This is a genomic window from Nitrosomonas sp. (assembly GCF_020852615.1).
Lineage (GTDB): Bacteria > Pseudomonadota > Gammaproteobacteria > Burkholderiales > Nitrosomonadaceae > Nitrosomonas.
The window spans coordinates 131,299-145,352 of sequence record NZ_JADZAJ010000005.1 but is presented as its reverse complement, the minus strand read 5'-3'; the positions used below and the strand labels follow the sequence as shown (position 1 = coordinate 145,352).

The 14,054-nt window shown below is 48.4% G+C and carries 12 protein-coding genes; 7 read left to right on the top strand and 5 right to left on the bottom strand.

Annotated features, from left to right (window positions below):
• Positions 1 to 16: 16 nt before the first annotated feature.
• Positions 17 to 1,312 (top strand): phosphoribosylamine--glycine ligase, encoded by a 1,296-nt coding sequence (gene purD, locus IT527_RS00795; RefSeq protein ID WP_292965206.1) that lies wholly within the window; start codon positions 17 to 19, stop codon positions 1,310 to 1,312.
• Positions 1,313 to 1,326: 14 nt separating this feature from the next.
• Here the strand turns inward: purD and IT527_RS00790 are convergent, their stop codons facing one another.
• Both IT527_RS00790 and IT527_RS00785 read right to left on the bottom strand, forming a co-directional pair.
• Positions 1,327 to 2,910, bottom strand: coding sequence for a hypothetical protein (locus tag IT527_RS00790; RefSeq protein ID WP_292965204.1), 1,584 nt, complete (start codon positions 2,908 to 2,910; stop codon positions 1,327 to 1,329).
• Positions 2,911 to 2,962: 52 nt separating this feature from the next.
• A complete protein-coding gene (locus tag IT527_RS00785) occupies positions 2,963 to 4,897 on the bottom strand; it encodes an ATP-dependent DNA helicase (RefSeq protein ID WP_292965202.1) in 1,935 nt (644 codons plus the stop codon).
• Positions 4,898 to 5,098: 201 nt separating this feature from the next.
• Between IT527_RS00785 and IT527_RS00780 the strand changes: the two genes are divergently transcribed.
• The 4 genes from IT527_RS00780 to rsmA all read left to right on the top strand — a co-directional run bounded on the left by IT527_RS00780 (position 5,099) and on the right by rsmA (position 10,528).
• Positions 5,099 to 7,270: an LPS-assembly protein LptD gene (locus IT527_RS00780; RefSeq protein ID WP_292965200.1), complete on the top strand. Its 2,172-nt coding sequence runs from the start codon at positions 5,099 to 5,101 to the stop codon at positions 7,268 to 7,270.
• Entirely contained in the window at positions 7,270 to 8,613 is a 1,344-nt protein-coding gene (locus IT527_RS00775; RefSeq protein WP_292965198.1) for a peptidylprolyl isomerase, read from the top strand. Before IT527_RS00780 ends, IT527_RS00775 begins: the two co-directional genes overlap by 1 nt.
• 53 nt (positions 8,614 to 8,666) lie before the next feature.
• A complete protein-coding gene (pdxA, locus tag IT527_RS00770; RefSeq protein ID WP_292965196.1) occupies positions 8,667 to 9,674 on the top strand; it encodes a 4-hydroxythreonine-4-phosphate dehydrogenase PdxA in 1,008 nt (335 codons plus the stop codon).
• An 83-nt stretch (positions 9,675 to 9,757) separates the two neighbouring features.
• Positions 9,758 to 10,528, top strand: a complete 771-nt coding sequence (gene rsmA / locus IT527_RS00765; protein ID WP_292965194.1) for a 16S rRNA (adenine(1518)-N(6)/adenine(1519)-N(6))-dimethyltransferase RsmA — start codon at positions 9,758 to 9,760, stop codon at positions 10,526 to 10,528.
• Positions 10,529 to 10,538: 10 nt separating this feature from the next.
• Here the strand turns inward: rsmA and IT527_RS00760 are convergent, their stop codons facing one another.
• A complete protein-coding gene (locus IT527_RS00760; RefSeq protein WP_292965192.1) occupies positions 10,539 to 11,036 on the bottom strand; it encodes a methylated-DNA--[protein]-cysteine S-methyltransferase in 498 nt (165 codons plus the stop codon).
• A gap of 464 nt (positions 11,037 to 11,500) precedes the next feature.
• On the opposite strand from IT527_RS00760, the gene IT527_RS00755 reads away from it, so the two are divergent.
• Positions 11,501 to 11,713, top strand: a complete 213-nt coding sequence (locus tag IT527_RS00755) for a hypothetical protein (RefSeq protein ID WP_292965189.1) — start codon at positions 11,501 to 11,503, stop codon at positions 11,711 to 11,713.
• Positions 11,703 to 12,107, top strand: a complete 405-nt coding sequence (locus IT527_RS00750; RefSeq protein ID WP_300171703.1) for a VC1465 family Xer recombination activation factor — start codon at positions 11,703 to 11,705, stop codon at positions 12,105 to 12,107. Before IT527_RS00755 ends, IT527_RS00750 begins: the two co-directional genes overlap by 11 nt.
• Positions 12,108 to 12,237: 130 nt before the next feature.
• Here IT527_RS00750 and efp read toward each other — a convergent pair whose 3' ends face one another.
• Both efp and earP read right to left on the bottom strand, forming a co-directional pair.
• Complete coding sequence (efp, locus tag IT527_RS00745; protein ID WP_292965186.1) at positions 12,238 to 12,795, bottom strand: elongation factor P; 558 nt, start codon at positions 12,793 to 12,795, stop codon at positions 12,238 to 12,240.
• A 65-nt stretch (positions 12,796 to 12,860) separates the two neighbouring features.
• Entirely contained in the window at positions 12,861 to 13,979 is a 1,119-nt protein-coding gene (gene earP, locus IT527_RS00740; RefSeq protein WP_292965183.1) for an elongation factor P maturation arginine rhamnosyltransferase EarP, read from the bottom strand.
• Positions 13,980 to 14,054 lie beyond the last annotated feature (75 nt).

Sequence of the window (14,054 nt, the reverse complement as noted above, 5' to 3'; positions counted from 1 at the left end):
TCCATTTGAACCAATAATGAAGCTACTCGTAATTGGCAGCGGCGCCAGAGAACATGCTATTGCCTGGAAGCTGGCCCAATCCCCGCAGGTTGAAACTGTTTTTGTTGCTCCCGGTAATGCGGGAACCGCGCTGGAATCCAGATTAAAGAATGTTCCGGTGACTGCTATCCCTGATCTGGTAGCGTTTGCGCAACAGGAAAAAATTGATCTGACTGTCGTCGGCCCGGAAGCACCATTGACTGAAGGTATTGTCGATGCCTTCCAGGCAGCCGGTTTGAAGATAGTGGGACCTGTCCGCTATGCCGCGCAACTGGAAGGCTCCAAAAGTTTCGCCAAGGCGTTCATGTTAAAGCACGGCATACCGACAGCAATGTCCGAATCATTCCGTGATGCCGCAGCTGCCCATCGCTATATTGGTCAGCACGATGTCCCGATTGTGATCAAGGCGGATGGACTGGCCGCCGGTAAGGGCGTCATCATCGCGCAAACACGGGAAGAAGCGCATTCCGCCATTGATACCATGCTGGTTGCCAACAAACTGGGTGCAGCCGGGTCGCAGATCCTGATTGAAGAATATCTGGCAGGCGAGGAAGCCAGTTTTATTGTGTTATCAGATGGAGAAAATGTCATACCACTGGCTACCAGCCAGGATCACAAACGTTTACTGGATAATGATGAAGGGCCGAACACGGGCGGTATGGGAGCCTATTCTCCTGCCCCCGTTATTACCCCGGATTTGCATGACAAAATCATGCAAGCCATTATTATGCCTGCCATCCGTGGCATGGCACAGCAGGCGCAGCCTTACACAGGATTTCTTTACGCCGGGCTGATGATCTCTCCTCATGGAGATATCAGGGTACTGGAATTTAATTGCCGTCTGGGTGACCCGGAAACTCAAGTCATTTTGCTGCGACTGAAGACAGATTTGTTTACGCTGCTCAATCACGCTGCCAGTGGCACATTGGATCAAATCAATGCCGAGTGGGATACTCGCGCTGCTTTATGCCTTGTCATGGCCGCTCACGGTTATCCGGACAATCCCAGGAAAAATGATGTTATTCATGGACTGGAAAGCGCAATGGCGGATCAGCGTAACGCTAATGAATTTCATATTTTTCATGCCGGCACCACTACAAGCAGTGAAAATCGAGAGCAAATCCTGACTGCAGGTGGGCGCGTGCTGAGTGTGGCAGCTCTGGGTGAAACTATTCAGCAGGCGCGATCCAAAGCGTATGCCATTGTAAAAAATATTCATTTCGATGGCTGCCAGATGCGCCGGGATATTGGCTATCGCGGATTGAAAAGCTGAATAACGAAAACAAATTAACCCGGTTCCTTGTACTGCAACGCCTGAAATTGCCGTTCATAGCGGTCTGCCCTGGGTAGATCACCCGCCTTCTTTGCAGCTCTGGCTGCGAGTGAAATGCTATTGCGCCGGTTAGGTGTACGTTGCAGGGAAGCTTCCAGTTCCTTAAGTGCAGCTGCAGGCTGATCCAGTGTCAGCAATAATTCCCCAAGTAATTCACGTGCCGGAAGGATGGAACCCGGGGTGACATTATCTTTTTCAGTTGAGTCTTCCAGATCAGCCGCTGCATGCATCAGTTGCAGTGCTTCTTCAGCATGATTTTCTGCCAGTGCAATCCAGGCAGCCACTGTCAAACGCTGGATTTCAATTTGGCCGGCAGTGTAATCCTGATGCGCAGTGTAATCGTGATCACGCAACACGGTTAATCGTTGCAGGCTTTGTCGTGCCTCGTCTGTATCACCGGTTCTGGCCGCTCCCATCCCTCTGGTAAAGTGGGTGAGTGCTTCACACCAGCCAAACTGCTGCCATGGAAAATTTGCCGGATGAACGCTCAATCCGGCTGCTGCGTGCCAGTCACCACGCTCGGCAGCAAAGCGTGCCGGAATAGCAGCAAAGGCGTAGGCAATTGTGGTGTTATGCGGATGCGCCTGATCTGTCGTCAGTATTTCCTGCACAATTGCACGTGCTTTCTCCGTTTCACCCAACTGTAAATAGGCATACAGCAGATAGTCCTTATAGTGAATGTCATCTCCGTAGTTATCTGAAGCATGTTCCTGAGAGGCCCGGCAAGCAGCCAGATTGGATTGCACGACATCCTGCCACAGCCCCAGCCGGACAAAGATATGCGAGGACATGTGCAAAGCGTGTGGTACTGCTGGTGCAATATACGTATAAGCACGGGCGGCATCCAGCCCGGCTGCAGCCAGTTCAGGATAATCACTGCTGTGAATAATGTAGTGTGCCACGCCGGGATGATGCGGCTCTTTTTTCAGGATACGTTGCAGCAAATGCAATGCCTGTTTTTGCCGGGTAAAGGTTTTGTCATCCAGTGATGCATTGGAAATCAATGCCAGCGCATAGAACAGTGTGGCTTCGCTGTCATCCGGAAATTGTTCAGCAATCTGTTGCATGGCCTGTTCATACGCCAGCTTGCGTGCACTGTAATCATGGCCATTCTCTGTTACCGGATAGATGATGGCAATTGCACCCAGATAGGCTTTTTCCCGCGCGGTTTTAATCATGGATGGCTGTACCTGTGCCAGTGCATCGTGTGCCCGCTGCATTTCTTCCATGGTTGGTGTGGTTGCCCATAACTGCTGGTAAAGACTCATGGCAATTCCCCAATACCCCATGGCACAGCCCGGATCAATCGAGATAACCCGCTGAAAAGCTTTTTCCGCCTCGTCATACCAGAACGAGTGCAACATTGCCAGAGCCTTATCAAACTGAATTTGTGCAGCAGGTGTGCAAGATACCGGGAAGTGTACTTTTCCGAGTTTTTCCTGATCAATATCATATGTGGCGTGGTGATTACCATCAGCCAGCACGATTCCGGTCCAGAATAAAGCTGCAAAAGCAAGAATACGTATAAATGTTGTCATATCGGTCTCCAGTTATGGTTGAGTCTGATAAACAATCAGGAGGCGGGATACATCAAACAGCTGTCAGAAAACATTTTACTTCTTCCAGATCGCGCGTACGTTTCATCGGCGGTAGACTTTGCCAGATCCGTTTACCGTAGGATTTGGATACCAGGCGCGGATCGCAGATCATTAGTACGCCACGATCACTTTCATCCCGTATCAGGCGACCGGCCCCCTGTTTCAGACTGATGACGGCGTGAGGCAGCTGGTATTCCATGAAAGCATTACGGCCTTCGCGGGTAATTTTTTCGATACGGGCGGACAGCACCGGATCATCGGGTGAAGCAAAGGGTAAACGATCAATAATAACCAGTGAAAGCGCCCGTCCGCGGACATCAATGCCTTCCCAGAAAGATTGACTGCCTACCAGCACCGCATTACCCAGCTTGCGAAATTGATCCAGAAGAGCAGAGCGAGTTTCCTGCCCCTGCAGCAGTAAAGGAAAATCAAGCTGCTCCTGTTGAAAAGACGCTTGCAGTAAATCATGAATCTGCTGCATGTTGCGCAGGCTGGTACACAGGATAAAAGCCCGTCCCTGGCTTGCCCGGATAACAGGTAATGCTGCTTCGACAATACTTTCAGTATAGTGTGGCGTATTCGGATCAGGCAGTTGAGCGGGAGCGTAAAGCAGCGCCTGATTGGGATAATCAAACGGGCTGTCCCAGCTGGCTGTTTTGGCATCAAACAGCCCCATCATCCGGTTGTAATGGGAAAAATCCTTTTTGACCGACAAAGTGGCAGAGGTAAATATCCAGGCACGGGCGGAGGCATGGAGCTGTTTACTGAAGATCTCTGCAACAGATAGAGGGGTGGTATTGAACTGCAGGCTTTGACTGTAGGTTTCGATCCAGCTGATGGAATCCGGTGATTCCGATTGCTCGTGCCACTGTCTGATCCGGTTGAGTATGACTTGTGCTCGTGCCCAGCAGTTTTGCAATCCCTGGGAGCGGACAGCCTGAGTTTCGAGCAATCCCGTCAGTGAAGTCAGTTTTTCCTGTAATTCCTGACGTGCCTCACTAAATCCGGAGTACTGTGCGGCTGCTGTGGAAGACAGGCGGGCATGTTTTTCTGTAATGGTCAGATGTAAGTCCAGCACCGCTTTTTCAACAGCTGCGGTGGCATCAGAAAGAGGGGTGAAGTCCCGGGCTTCAAGCAGTGCTTCAGTATCAGTATCACGCACCAGTACCTGTATCTGACCTGTACTGACGGATTCACCAAAAAACAGGCTGGCCACTTCGGGTAACTGGTGCGCTTCATCGAATATCACGGTATTGCAGGCAGGCAGCAGTTCGGACAATCCTTCATCACGAAGCATGACATCAGCAAAGAACAGGTGGTGATTGACGACGATCATATCGGCTGCCAGTGCCTGTTTGCGGGCTTCCATCACAAAACACTGTTTGTAATGCGGGCAATCTGATCCCAGACAGTTTTCACGCGTGGAAGTGACATACTGCCAGATGGAAGACTGTTCCGGCACTTTATCCAGACCGCTTTTATCACCATGACTGCTGGTACCGGCATAACGCTCAATCAGGTGGAGGTATTTTACTTCTGCCCGGTTGGCAAAATGAATCTGATCCGAATTCAGTGTGCGCTCAAGATGATAATGACAGATATAATTGGCGCGCCCCTTGAGTAATGCAACAGTTACCGGGATTTTCAGGGCAGCACGCATGGTTGGGATATCACGCTGGAAAAGCTGATCCTGCAGCGTTTTCGTACCGGTTGATACAATTACCTTTCCGCCGGACAGTAAAGCCGGTACCAGATAAGCATAGGTTTTACCTGTTCCTGTACCGGCTTCAGCAACCAGAATTTCTTGTTTTTCAATGATCTGTGAAATGGATAGCGCCATTTCCAGCTGCTGGGTACGTGGACGATAGTCTGGTATAGTCCGCGCAAGCAGTCCATCAGCAGAAAAAATAGCATTAAGATCAGGCATGGAAATAGCTGGTAGATAAAAATAACGGGGCGATATGCGCTTTTCCGGGCAATCTGCCACCGGCGTCAGATTATTGGTTCAAACAGGTAAAATCACCCGAAACCCGGTTTCTGTTCTGGTCGAGCATCCGGAAAAATTGTCGGATAATAGCGCCTTTATAAAAATACATCTGCAAAAACTTCGCTAACGTTTCAGCCCTGAATGAACAAACTTAAACTGCATTGGATTCTGTGTATCTGTCTGGTGCTGTTTCCTGTCCGGACCATGAGTGCAGATCAGTCATCCCGGGCCGGAAACAGTCAGCCGGTGCATATCGAAGCAGACCGGATTGATGGGTATTATCAGCAGGAAGTTGAAGCAACCGGTAATGTACGCATGCGCCGCGGGGATGAAACCTTAACAGCCGATCGGGTGAAATACTATCAAAGCAGTGATGATGTTGAAGTTGAAGGTAATGCAATGCTTGAGCGGCCGGACGATACGTTGTGGGGCACTTACCTGCAGATGAATCTGAATGATGATACAGGAGAGCTGATTAATCCGCGCTATCTTCAGAAAGATGGTAGCGGACGTGGTGAAGCAGAATTATTATTGTTGCATGGAGAAAAACAGTATCGTTTCAAAAAAGTACGCTACACCACTTGTCCCGAGGATAACCATGACTGGTACATTCTGGCGGATGATCTGGAAGTGGATAAGAACAAGAAGGAAGGAACTGCCCGCCGTGCGACGATCCGGTTTAAGGATGTGCCCATTTTGTACCTGCCGTGGATGAATTTTTCTTACGGCAATGAACGAAAGACTGGATTTTTATCACCCATTATGGGTAACTCCAGCAGGAGGGGAGTCGAGCTTTCTGTCCCTTTTTACTGGAATATTGCGCCGAACTACGATGCAACGATTACGCCACGGCTGATGAGCAAGCGTGGCCTGATGCTGAATAACGAGTTTCGCTATATTGGACAGGCACTTAATGGACAGCTTTTACTGGATTATTTGCCAAATGACCTGGTAACCAGCACCAAACGTTATGGAATGCAGCTTAATCATTACCAGAACCTGGGCTCGGGATGGTTTGGAATGGTTAACTTTAACAAGGTATCAGACCATAATTATTTCCGGGATCTGGGTAACAATATTCTTGTGACGTCCCAGACCAACCTGTTGCAACAGGCTTTTGCCAGCTATTTCAGTGAGCTGGGTCGCAATGGCATGCTTTCCTTTAGTACACTTGTCCAGCAATTCCAGACTGTTCAGGACCCGAGAATTCCGATTACTTCTCCTTTCAAAATTCTGCCGCGATTTACTGTAAATGCTTCGAAAAGGAATGTATATGGTTTCGATTTTGATCTTGCCAGCAGCTGGTCAAATTTCTCGCATCCTACTTTGCCACATGGCCAACGCCTGACATTACTGCCTGGTGTCAGCTTTCCACTGGAAAATTCTTTTGGGTTTATTCGCCCCAGAATGTCGCTTCATTACACACATTATAATTTGAACAGGTCGGCAAGCCCTGATTCCGATGATAAAAATATGAGCCGGGCTGTTCCCATTTTCAGCCTTGATAGCGGTATTGCGATGGAACGCGATACCACGCTGGGAAACCAGAATTTTGTCCAGACCATTGAACCCCGTGTTTTTTATACCTATATTCCATACAGAAATCAGCAGTTATTACCTAACTTTGATTCTGCTGAAATGGACTTTAGCTACCCGCAGCTGTTTCTGGAAAGGCGGTTCAGTGGCGAAGACAGAATCAATGATGCCAATGAAATTACGATGGCAGTCAGTTCCCGCCTGATCCACTCCGCGACGGGTAACGAGTATCTGCGTATTTCAGCCGGTCAGAGAGTCCGTTTTACTGAGCGCCGGGTGTTACTTAACTCTCCTCAGGTTACCAGAGCCGGTTCAGACTTTATCGCAGAAATTTCCGGGAATCTTACGCAATCTATCAAGACAGATTCAGGTGTGCAGTTAAATCAGAATAATTTTCTGATCGAGAAAATACGCACAGGGATCAGCTATCGACCTGCTCCCGGGCAGATTGTAAATGCAGGTTATCGCTTTACGCGGGATGTTCTGGAACAGGTTGATCTTTCCACTCAATGGTCATTTCTGAAGAACTGGCAGGGGTTTTTAGCCGTCAATTATTCATTGAAGAATGATAAATTGATTGCCGGTCTGGTGGGTCTCGAATATAACGCGTGCTGCTGGACGCTGCGTTTGGTGGCTAACCGGTTTACTGATGCATCACAAAGTACTTCGACCAACTTTTTTGTCCAGCTGGAATTGAACGATTTAATGAGGATTGGTACTAATCCGATCGATGTCTTGCGACAGGGTATCCCGGGCTATACAAAGGCAGAACTGTAATGATCCAATCTGGCAGTAACAGGCAACTGAAAATCAGCAGAAGATTTCTGATCGGCATGCTGGTTTTTATATGGGCAATCAACGTTTCGGCCCGGGTTTCCGATTCACGGAATGATATTAAACCGCTCGATCGTATTGTGGCGGTTGTGAACGAGGAAATTATCACTCAGCAGGAAATCAGTGAACTTCTGCATAGTACGGTTCAGCAGCTGCAAAAACAGAACACGCAGCTGCCACGTATGGAAATTCTGGAAAAACAGCTGCTGGAACGTTTAATCCTTAAGCGGATACAACTGCAACGTGCGAAAGAAATCGGGGTAACTGTCAGTGATAACGATCTTGACCAGACGCTGCGCCGGATTGCACAAGATAACCACCTGACTATGGAAGAATTCAGGCAGATTCTTTTTCAGGAAGGAACAGACATGAGCCAGTTCCGTGAGGAAATCCGTGGTGAAATCCTGATGTCCCGACTGAAAGAGCAGGAAGTAAACAGCCGCGTTAACGTAACTGAAAGTGAAATTGATAATTTTCTGAAGAATCAGGCTAATTCACCCACTAATAACGAAGAATACCGTATCGCCCATATTCTGGTGCAGATTTCTGAACAGATGAGTGAAGCCCAGATTGAAGCCAGACACAAGCGTGCTGAGACAGCTTATGAGAATCTTCGCCAGGGAATCAGTTTTGCTCAGGTAGCTGCTGAATTTTCTGATGCATCGGATGCCATGCAGGGGGGGGAGATGGATTGGCGGCCTGTTGGCCAGATGGGCTCACCCTTTGCCGAAATGCTGATAAAAATGCAGCCCGGAGAGATTACGCCAGTTGTGCGAAGCCCGATTGGTTTTCATATCCTCAAACTGCTCGCACGTCGCCAGCAGGAAAAGAAAGCAGCCATTATCGAGCAGACCCATGCGCAACATATTCTGATTAAAGTCAGTGAACTGGTTTCAGAAGAAGATGCTCGTCAGCTGATTGGTCAGCTCATGGAACGCATCCATAACGGAGCGGATTTTATGGATGTTGCCAAGGCACATTCAGAAGATGCCAGCGCCTCTGCCGGAGGAGATCTGGGCTGGGTTTCGCCAGGTGATACTGTGCCGGAGTTTGAGCAAACAATGAATATACTGCTGCCTGGTCAGGTCAGCCAGCCGGTTCGCTCTCCATTTGGCTGGCATCTGATCAAAGTGATCGAGCGACGCTCGCAGGATGTCAGTGAACGTCAGGAGCGCGAAATGGCTCGTAAAACCATCCATGCGCGCAAGGCGGATGCTATTGTGCAGGAATGGCTACAACAGCTCAGGGATCAGGCTTATGTCGAGTACAAGATCGAAGATAACTGATAATCCTGCAGAGTGACCCCCTGTTCGTAAATAAAACCGGGTAATTGTTTAATATGGCACCTTCTTTCATTCCTCATCTGGTGGTAACTGCGGGTGAACCTGCCGGCATTGGTCCGGATTTATGTGTGCAGATTGCACAGCAGAATTTGCCCTGCCGGATGACAGTCATTGCTGATCGCCATGTACTTGAGCAGCGTGCCGGAAAACTGGGATTACCTTTACAGCTGATAGACGAGAAAGCTGCCAATACCTGTACTCATCAGGCAGGTTACTTGCACGTGCGGCATGTACCTGTTAAAAATCCTGTTGTAGCGGGGCAGTTGGATGTCAGCAATGCTGCTTACGTTCTGGAAACGTTGCGGCTGGCTGTTGAAGCCTGTGTTACAGGTAAGGCTGATGCCATGGTTACAGCGCCGGTGCATAAAGGCATTATCAGTGAGTCCGGTATTCCATTTTCCGGGCATACTGAATACCTGTCTGAGCTGACTGACAGCCACGCAGTCATGATGCTGGCCGGGGGAGGGATGCGAGTAACGCTGGCTACGACACACCTGCCACTCAAAAATGTACCAGCAGCCATTACACCTGAACGGCTGGAACAAAAGCTGCGTATCATTCACCATGATCTGATAGTACGTTTTGCGATCAAAAACCCGCGTATTGCCGTGGCAGGACTGAATCCACATGCAGGAGAATCCGGTCATCTCGGCCGGGAAGAAATCGATGTAATTATCCCGGTACTGGAAAAATTGCGACAGGAAGGGATGAATCTGCTCGGTCCGTTACCGGCAGATACCATGTTCAACCCGCCCAGGCTCAAGGAATACGATTGTATTTTTGTCATGTACCATGATCAGGGATTACCGGTGCTCAAACATGCCAGCTTTGGACACGGCGTCAATATCAGTTTGGGAATGCCCATTATTCGTACTTCTGTTGATCATGGCACGGCATTGGAGCTGGCCGGAAGCGGACGGGCTGAAACCGGCAGTATGAATACTGCGATTGAAACAGCGTTGATGCTCATCGAGAAAACACGCACCGTTGCTGTAGCCCAATAAAGCCAGTCTCTGTCATAACCTTAAATCCGGGAAAATCGGACTGGTGTGTGCAGATTTATTCAAAACCTACTCAGCACACTGCTATGCGGCACATCCCGCGCAAACGTTTTGGCCAGCATTTTCTGGTCGATACACACCTCATTACCAAAATTATCCATATCATTCATCCGGCACCCGGTGACCGGATGATCGAGATAGGGCCTGGACTGGGCGCGCTGACCAGACCGCTTCTCAGCATTCTTGACAAGCTGCAGGTTATTGAAATAGATCGGGATATTGTCGATCATCTTTCTCGTACTGATACCGAGAAGCTGGTTATCCATAATGCTGATGCGCTGAAATTTGATTTCTCTGCGCTGGGGGATAGATTGCGGATCGTTGGAAATCTGCCCTATAACATTTCTACACCATTGCTGTTTCATCTGGCTCAATTCAGCAATCTGATTATTGATATGTATTTCATGCTGCAGCTCGAAGTGGTGGAACGTATGGTGGCATTACCTTCCACATCGGATTACGGGCGTTTGTCACTCATGCTGCAGAACCGGTTTGAGATGGAACAGATGTTGGATGTGCCTGCAGAAGCGTTTAACCCGCCGCCACGAGTCCAGTCTGCCATTGTGTGCATGCGGCCAAGAGCGGAGCCGGTTATTCCATTTGAACAGGAAAAGCTGTTTGCCGAGCTGGTGACTGCTGCATTCTCTCAGCGGCGTAAAACATTGCGTAATACGCTGCGGAACTACCTGACTGTCAGTAATTTTGAACAGTTAGGAATTGATGCAGGGTTGCGAGCAGAGAATCTGTCCCTGAAACAATATTCTGCGATTACCAGGCAGATTTATGAGAACAGGTGATAATCAGGAATCAGGTGAAAGAGGTTTGCCTGTCTTCGTGTGCCAGTAACCACTGCTTACGGTGAACTCCACCGCCATAGCCCGTCAGCTTGCCATTGGCGCCAATTACACGATGACAGGGAATAATAATCGAAATGGGATTTTGTCCGTTGGCCATACCCACAGCACGTGCAGCTTTAGGCAGGTGGATACGCTCAGCGATGTATTTGTAACTGACAGTTTCACCATAGGAGATGGTACTTAACTGCTGCCAGACAGCCTGCTGGAAAGGGGTTCCGATTGCTTTCATTGGCAGATCAAACTCAATCAGTTCCTTCGCAAAATAAGCGTTTAGCTGAGCAATTGTTTCAGTGAAAGGTACTTTATCCTGTCGCCAGTTACTATTCCCTATGATACGCGGCAGTAATTTCTGTATCTCAATCTCCATATACACCCCCGTCAGAAAATCGTCATCACTCATAAGCAATAACCGATCAACAGGACTTTCCAGAAGAGTGTAGTAGTTCATTATCCGACCTTCCCAGTATGATTTAATTTTTTAGCAGTACCAATTGAGTCAATGGTTAATGGTAAGCGATATAGCGTTTATTCAGAAATAAATCATCCACCGTTTAACATAATATACATTATACGCAATTCAGTGCTCATGCTGCCGGTATAAAAACGCAGGAAGAAATGCATTATGTCAAATTGAAAAGTTACTCAGCAAAACCTGTTTGATTTTCTACTTTGAGCGGGGGGAAATGAGGGCAACCGAACGACGAGCGCAGCGAGGAGTGAGGAATGCCCGAATGGACATAGTAACACTAGTCCATTCAGTGCAAATTTTGCACTCCTTGCACTTTATTTTGCCTAGTCCATTTACTGCCATTTTGGCAGTTTTGCACTCTTTGACACCCAGTCCATTCATTCCCATTCTGGGAAAAATTAGACTAACCGGCGCTAGTCTTAAAATTGGTTTTGGAGACTGAAATGACTCGTTTTTACCCTGGAAAATCAGGTGATTTTTTCACTAATTCGGTAACTGGCGTGATCGCGGATGAATCCCTGGCTCGTCACCTTCGCCTTCCCCTGGGCGATATTCTCGACTGGTGTGCTGAGGGTCGCTTTGAAGGTGCCTTTTATCACCGTCGTCATCATCGCTGGTATATCCCGCTGCCTGTGAGGTATCACCATGCCCCGTAAACGCCGTTACAAGCGTAAACCCTACAAACCCGTGAACTATGACGTTATGCGTGAGACGCGGATTCTGGCGGGGCTTACCCGTCAACAGGTTGCCGACATGCTTCGGGTTTCACTGCGGACTGTCCAGTACTGGGAACGCGGCGTCGTACGGATACCGTATGCCGCGTTCCGACTGCTGCGCATCATGACCGGCTATGAACTGCCCTTTAAGGCCTGGGAAGGCTGGATGTTACTGCGTAACCAGCTCATTTCGCCCGAGGGGAAAATCTTCACTCCCGGGGATCTTTACCCGCTTACCTGGATGATCGACAAAGCCCGGATGTGGGATGAGGAATACCGTCGGCAGTCTGCCCCCGTCGTGCCGCTGAAGGTGATCAAGGGGGAGATGTTATGATCGGCTTGTTCGGCAGGATAAAAACGCTGGCCGTTTCTGCGCTGTGGTGTTATCAGTAAATTATTCCGACATACAAGTACCCCCGTGTATGTCGGAATATCAGCATATTGAGTACAGATATCACTATTGTTTATTTGACACGGCTGCGATACTCGTTTGTCCGGGTGTCAATTTCAATTCTGTCACCGATTTCACAAAATAAAGGTACAGCCAGTTCAAAGCCGGTGGCGATTTTCGCGGGCTTCATTACCTTACCTGTGGTATCACCTTTGACAGCGGGTTCGGTATAAATAATCTCACGTACAACAACATTGGGCAGCTCAACTGAAATGGGTTTGCCGTTGTAGAACACAACTTCGCAAGGCAGGCCATCTTCCAGAAAGCTGAGTGCGGCACTCATGGTTTCTTCTTCAATTTCATACTGGTTGAATTCAGCATCCATGAATACGTACATTGGGCTGGCAAAATAGGAATAGGTAACTTCTTTCTTTTCCAGTACCACCACATCAAATTTATCATCAGCCTTGTACACAGCTTCACCTGGTGATTCAGTCAGCAGGTTTTTATATTTCATTTTAACTACAGAGGAATTACGTCCCGACTTGGAAAATTCAGTTTTCAGTACGACCATTGGATCTTTGCCGAGCATAAACACATTACCTACACGAAGTTCTTGAGCAGTTTTCATCTAATTACTATAAGTTGTGGAAAAACAGGGAATTATACTTCGTCTTCCCCAGTGGGGCGAAGGAATTATTGCCGGTTTCTGCAAAAATCTACCAGACTGGAAGTGAGGTCGGGCATTTTCCCAAGCTGATCAGCCCAGCTGATTGCATGAGATTGCAGTATTTTCTGATGTGTCCAGAAAGCATCCCAATCCGGGTTTTCGTTACGGTTCCAGCTCCGGTGAAAGGCATGCAAGGCATCAGCTGCTTCTTTGATCAGATTCTGGCAATAAAGATCCAGGAAAGCATTGAGTTTGGTTAAATGTATATTTTCCTGCTGTGGATAAATCTGCCAGATGATGGGCCGTGCTGCCCATTGCGCGCGTACGAAAGAATCTTCACCGCGTACAAAATTACAGTCGCATGCCCACAGCAAATGATCATAATTTTCCTGTGACAGGAAAGGGATAACCTGCAAAATAAGGCTTCTGCGCTGAATGCATTCTCCCGCTGCAAGGTATGATTTGCCTGCCCAGCCGGCTACCTGCTGCGAAACTGCACCTTCAGGCAGCAGGCATCGAATTGGTGATGCTGAATTTGCCCAGGCGTCCAGTAAATTACGGGTCGGGGCACTGCTATAACAAAACAGTGAAATGGTGGTTTCACCCGGGATTGGGCCGGGGATACCCAATTCCTGCCACAATCCTGCTGAATTTGTTTGTAACGCATCCCGCCGGGAAAATAATCCGGCTTCCCGTATTAATCCACCGGTCTCTGCTGTAAAGCCCGGGAAAAAAAAATATTTGATCAACGGTAAACCAGGATGGGGAGAAGCCAGACCGTGGCAACTTTCTACCCATGGCTCGGCAGATAGATACTCCAGATTGATCCATACAGGGCCTGTTTTTTCAGCAGCCATTGCTGTCACGTAACGGGTGGGTAATTCGCAGCCAAAAGCCTCAATCACAACATCTGCCGGTACAAGATCCGGAAATGGCATAACCCAGTGCAGAATCTCTATCCCCAGGATATGCTGAACAGCCAGATCAGGGTTGGTTTCCGGGCAAATGCGCTGCATTGAATCCAGATTATCGATCAGTATTCGTACGGAAACAGCAAATTCCATCACCAGTTGACGTGCCAGACGCCAACAGACACCGATATCGCCGTAGTTATCAACTACATGACAGAAAATATCCCAGCGCATCGTTTTTCCCGTTGTCAATTAAATGGCTCCATTACAATTCATATGTTTCTTTCCTTTATGCAGGTACCCTTGCCG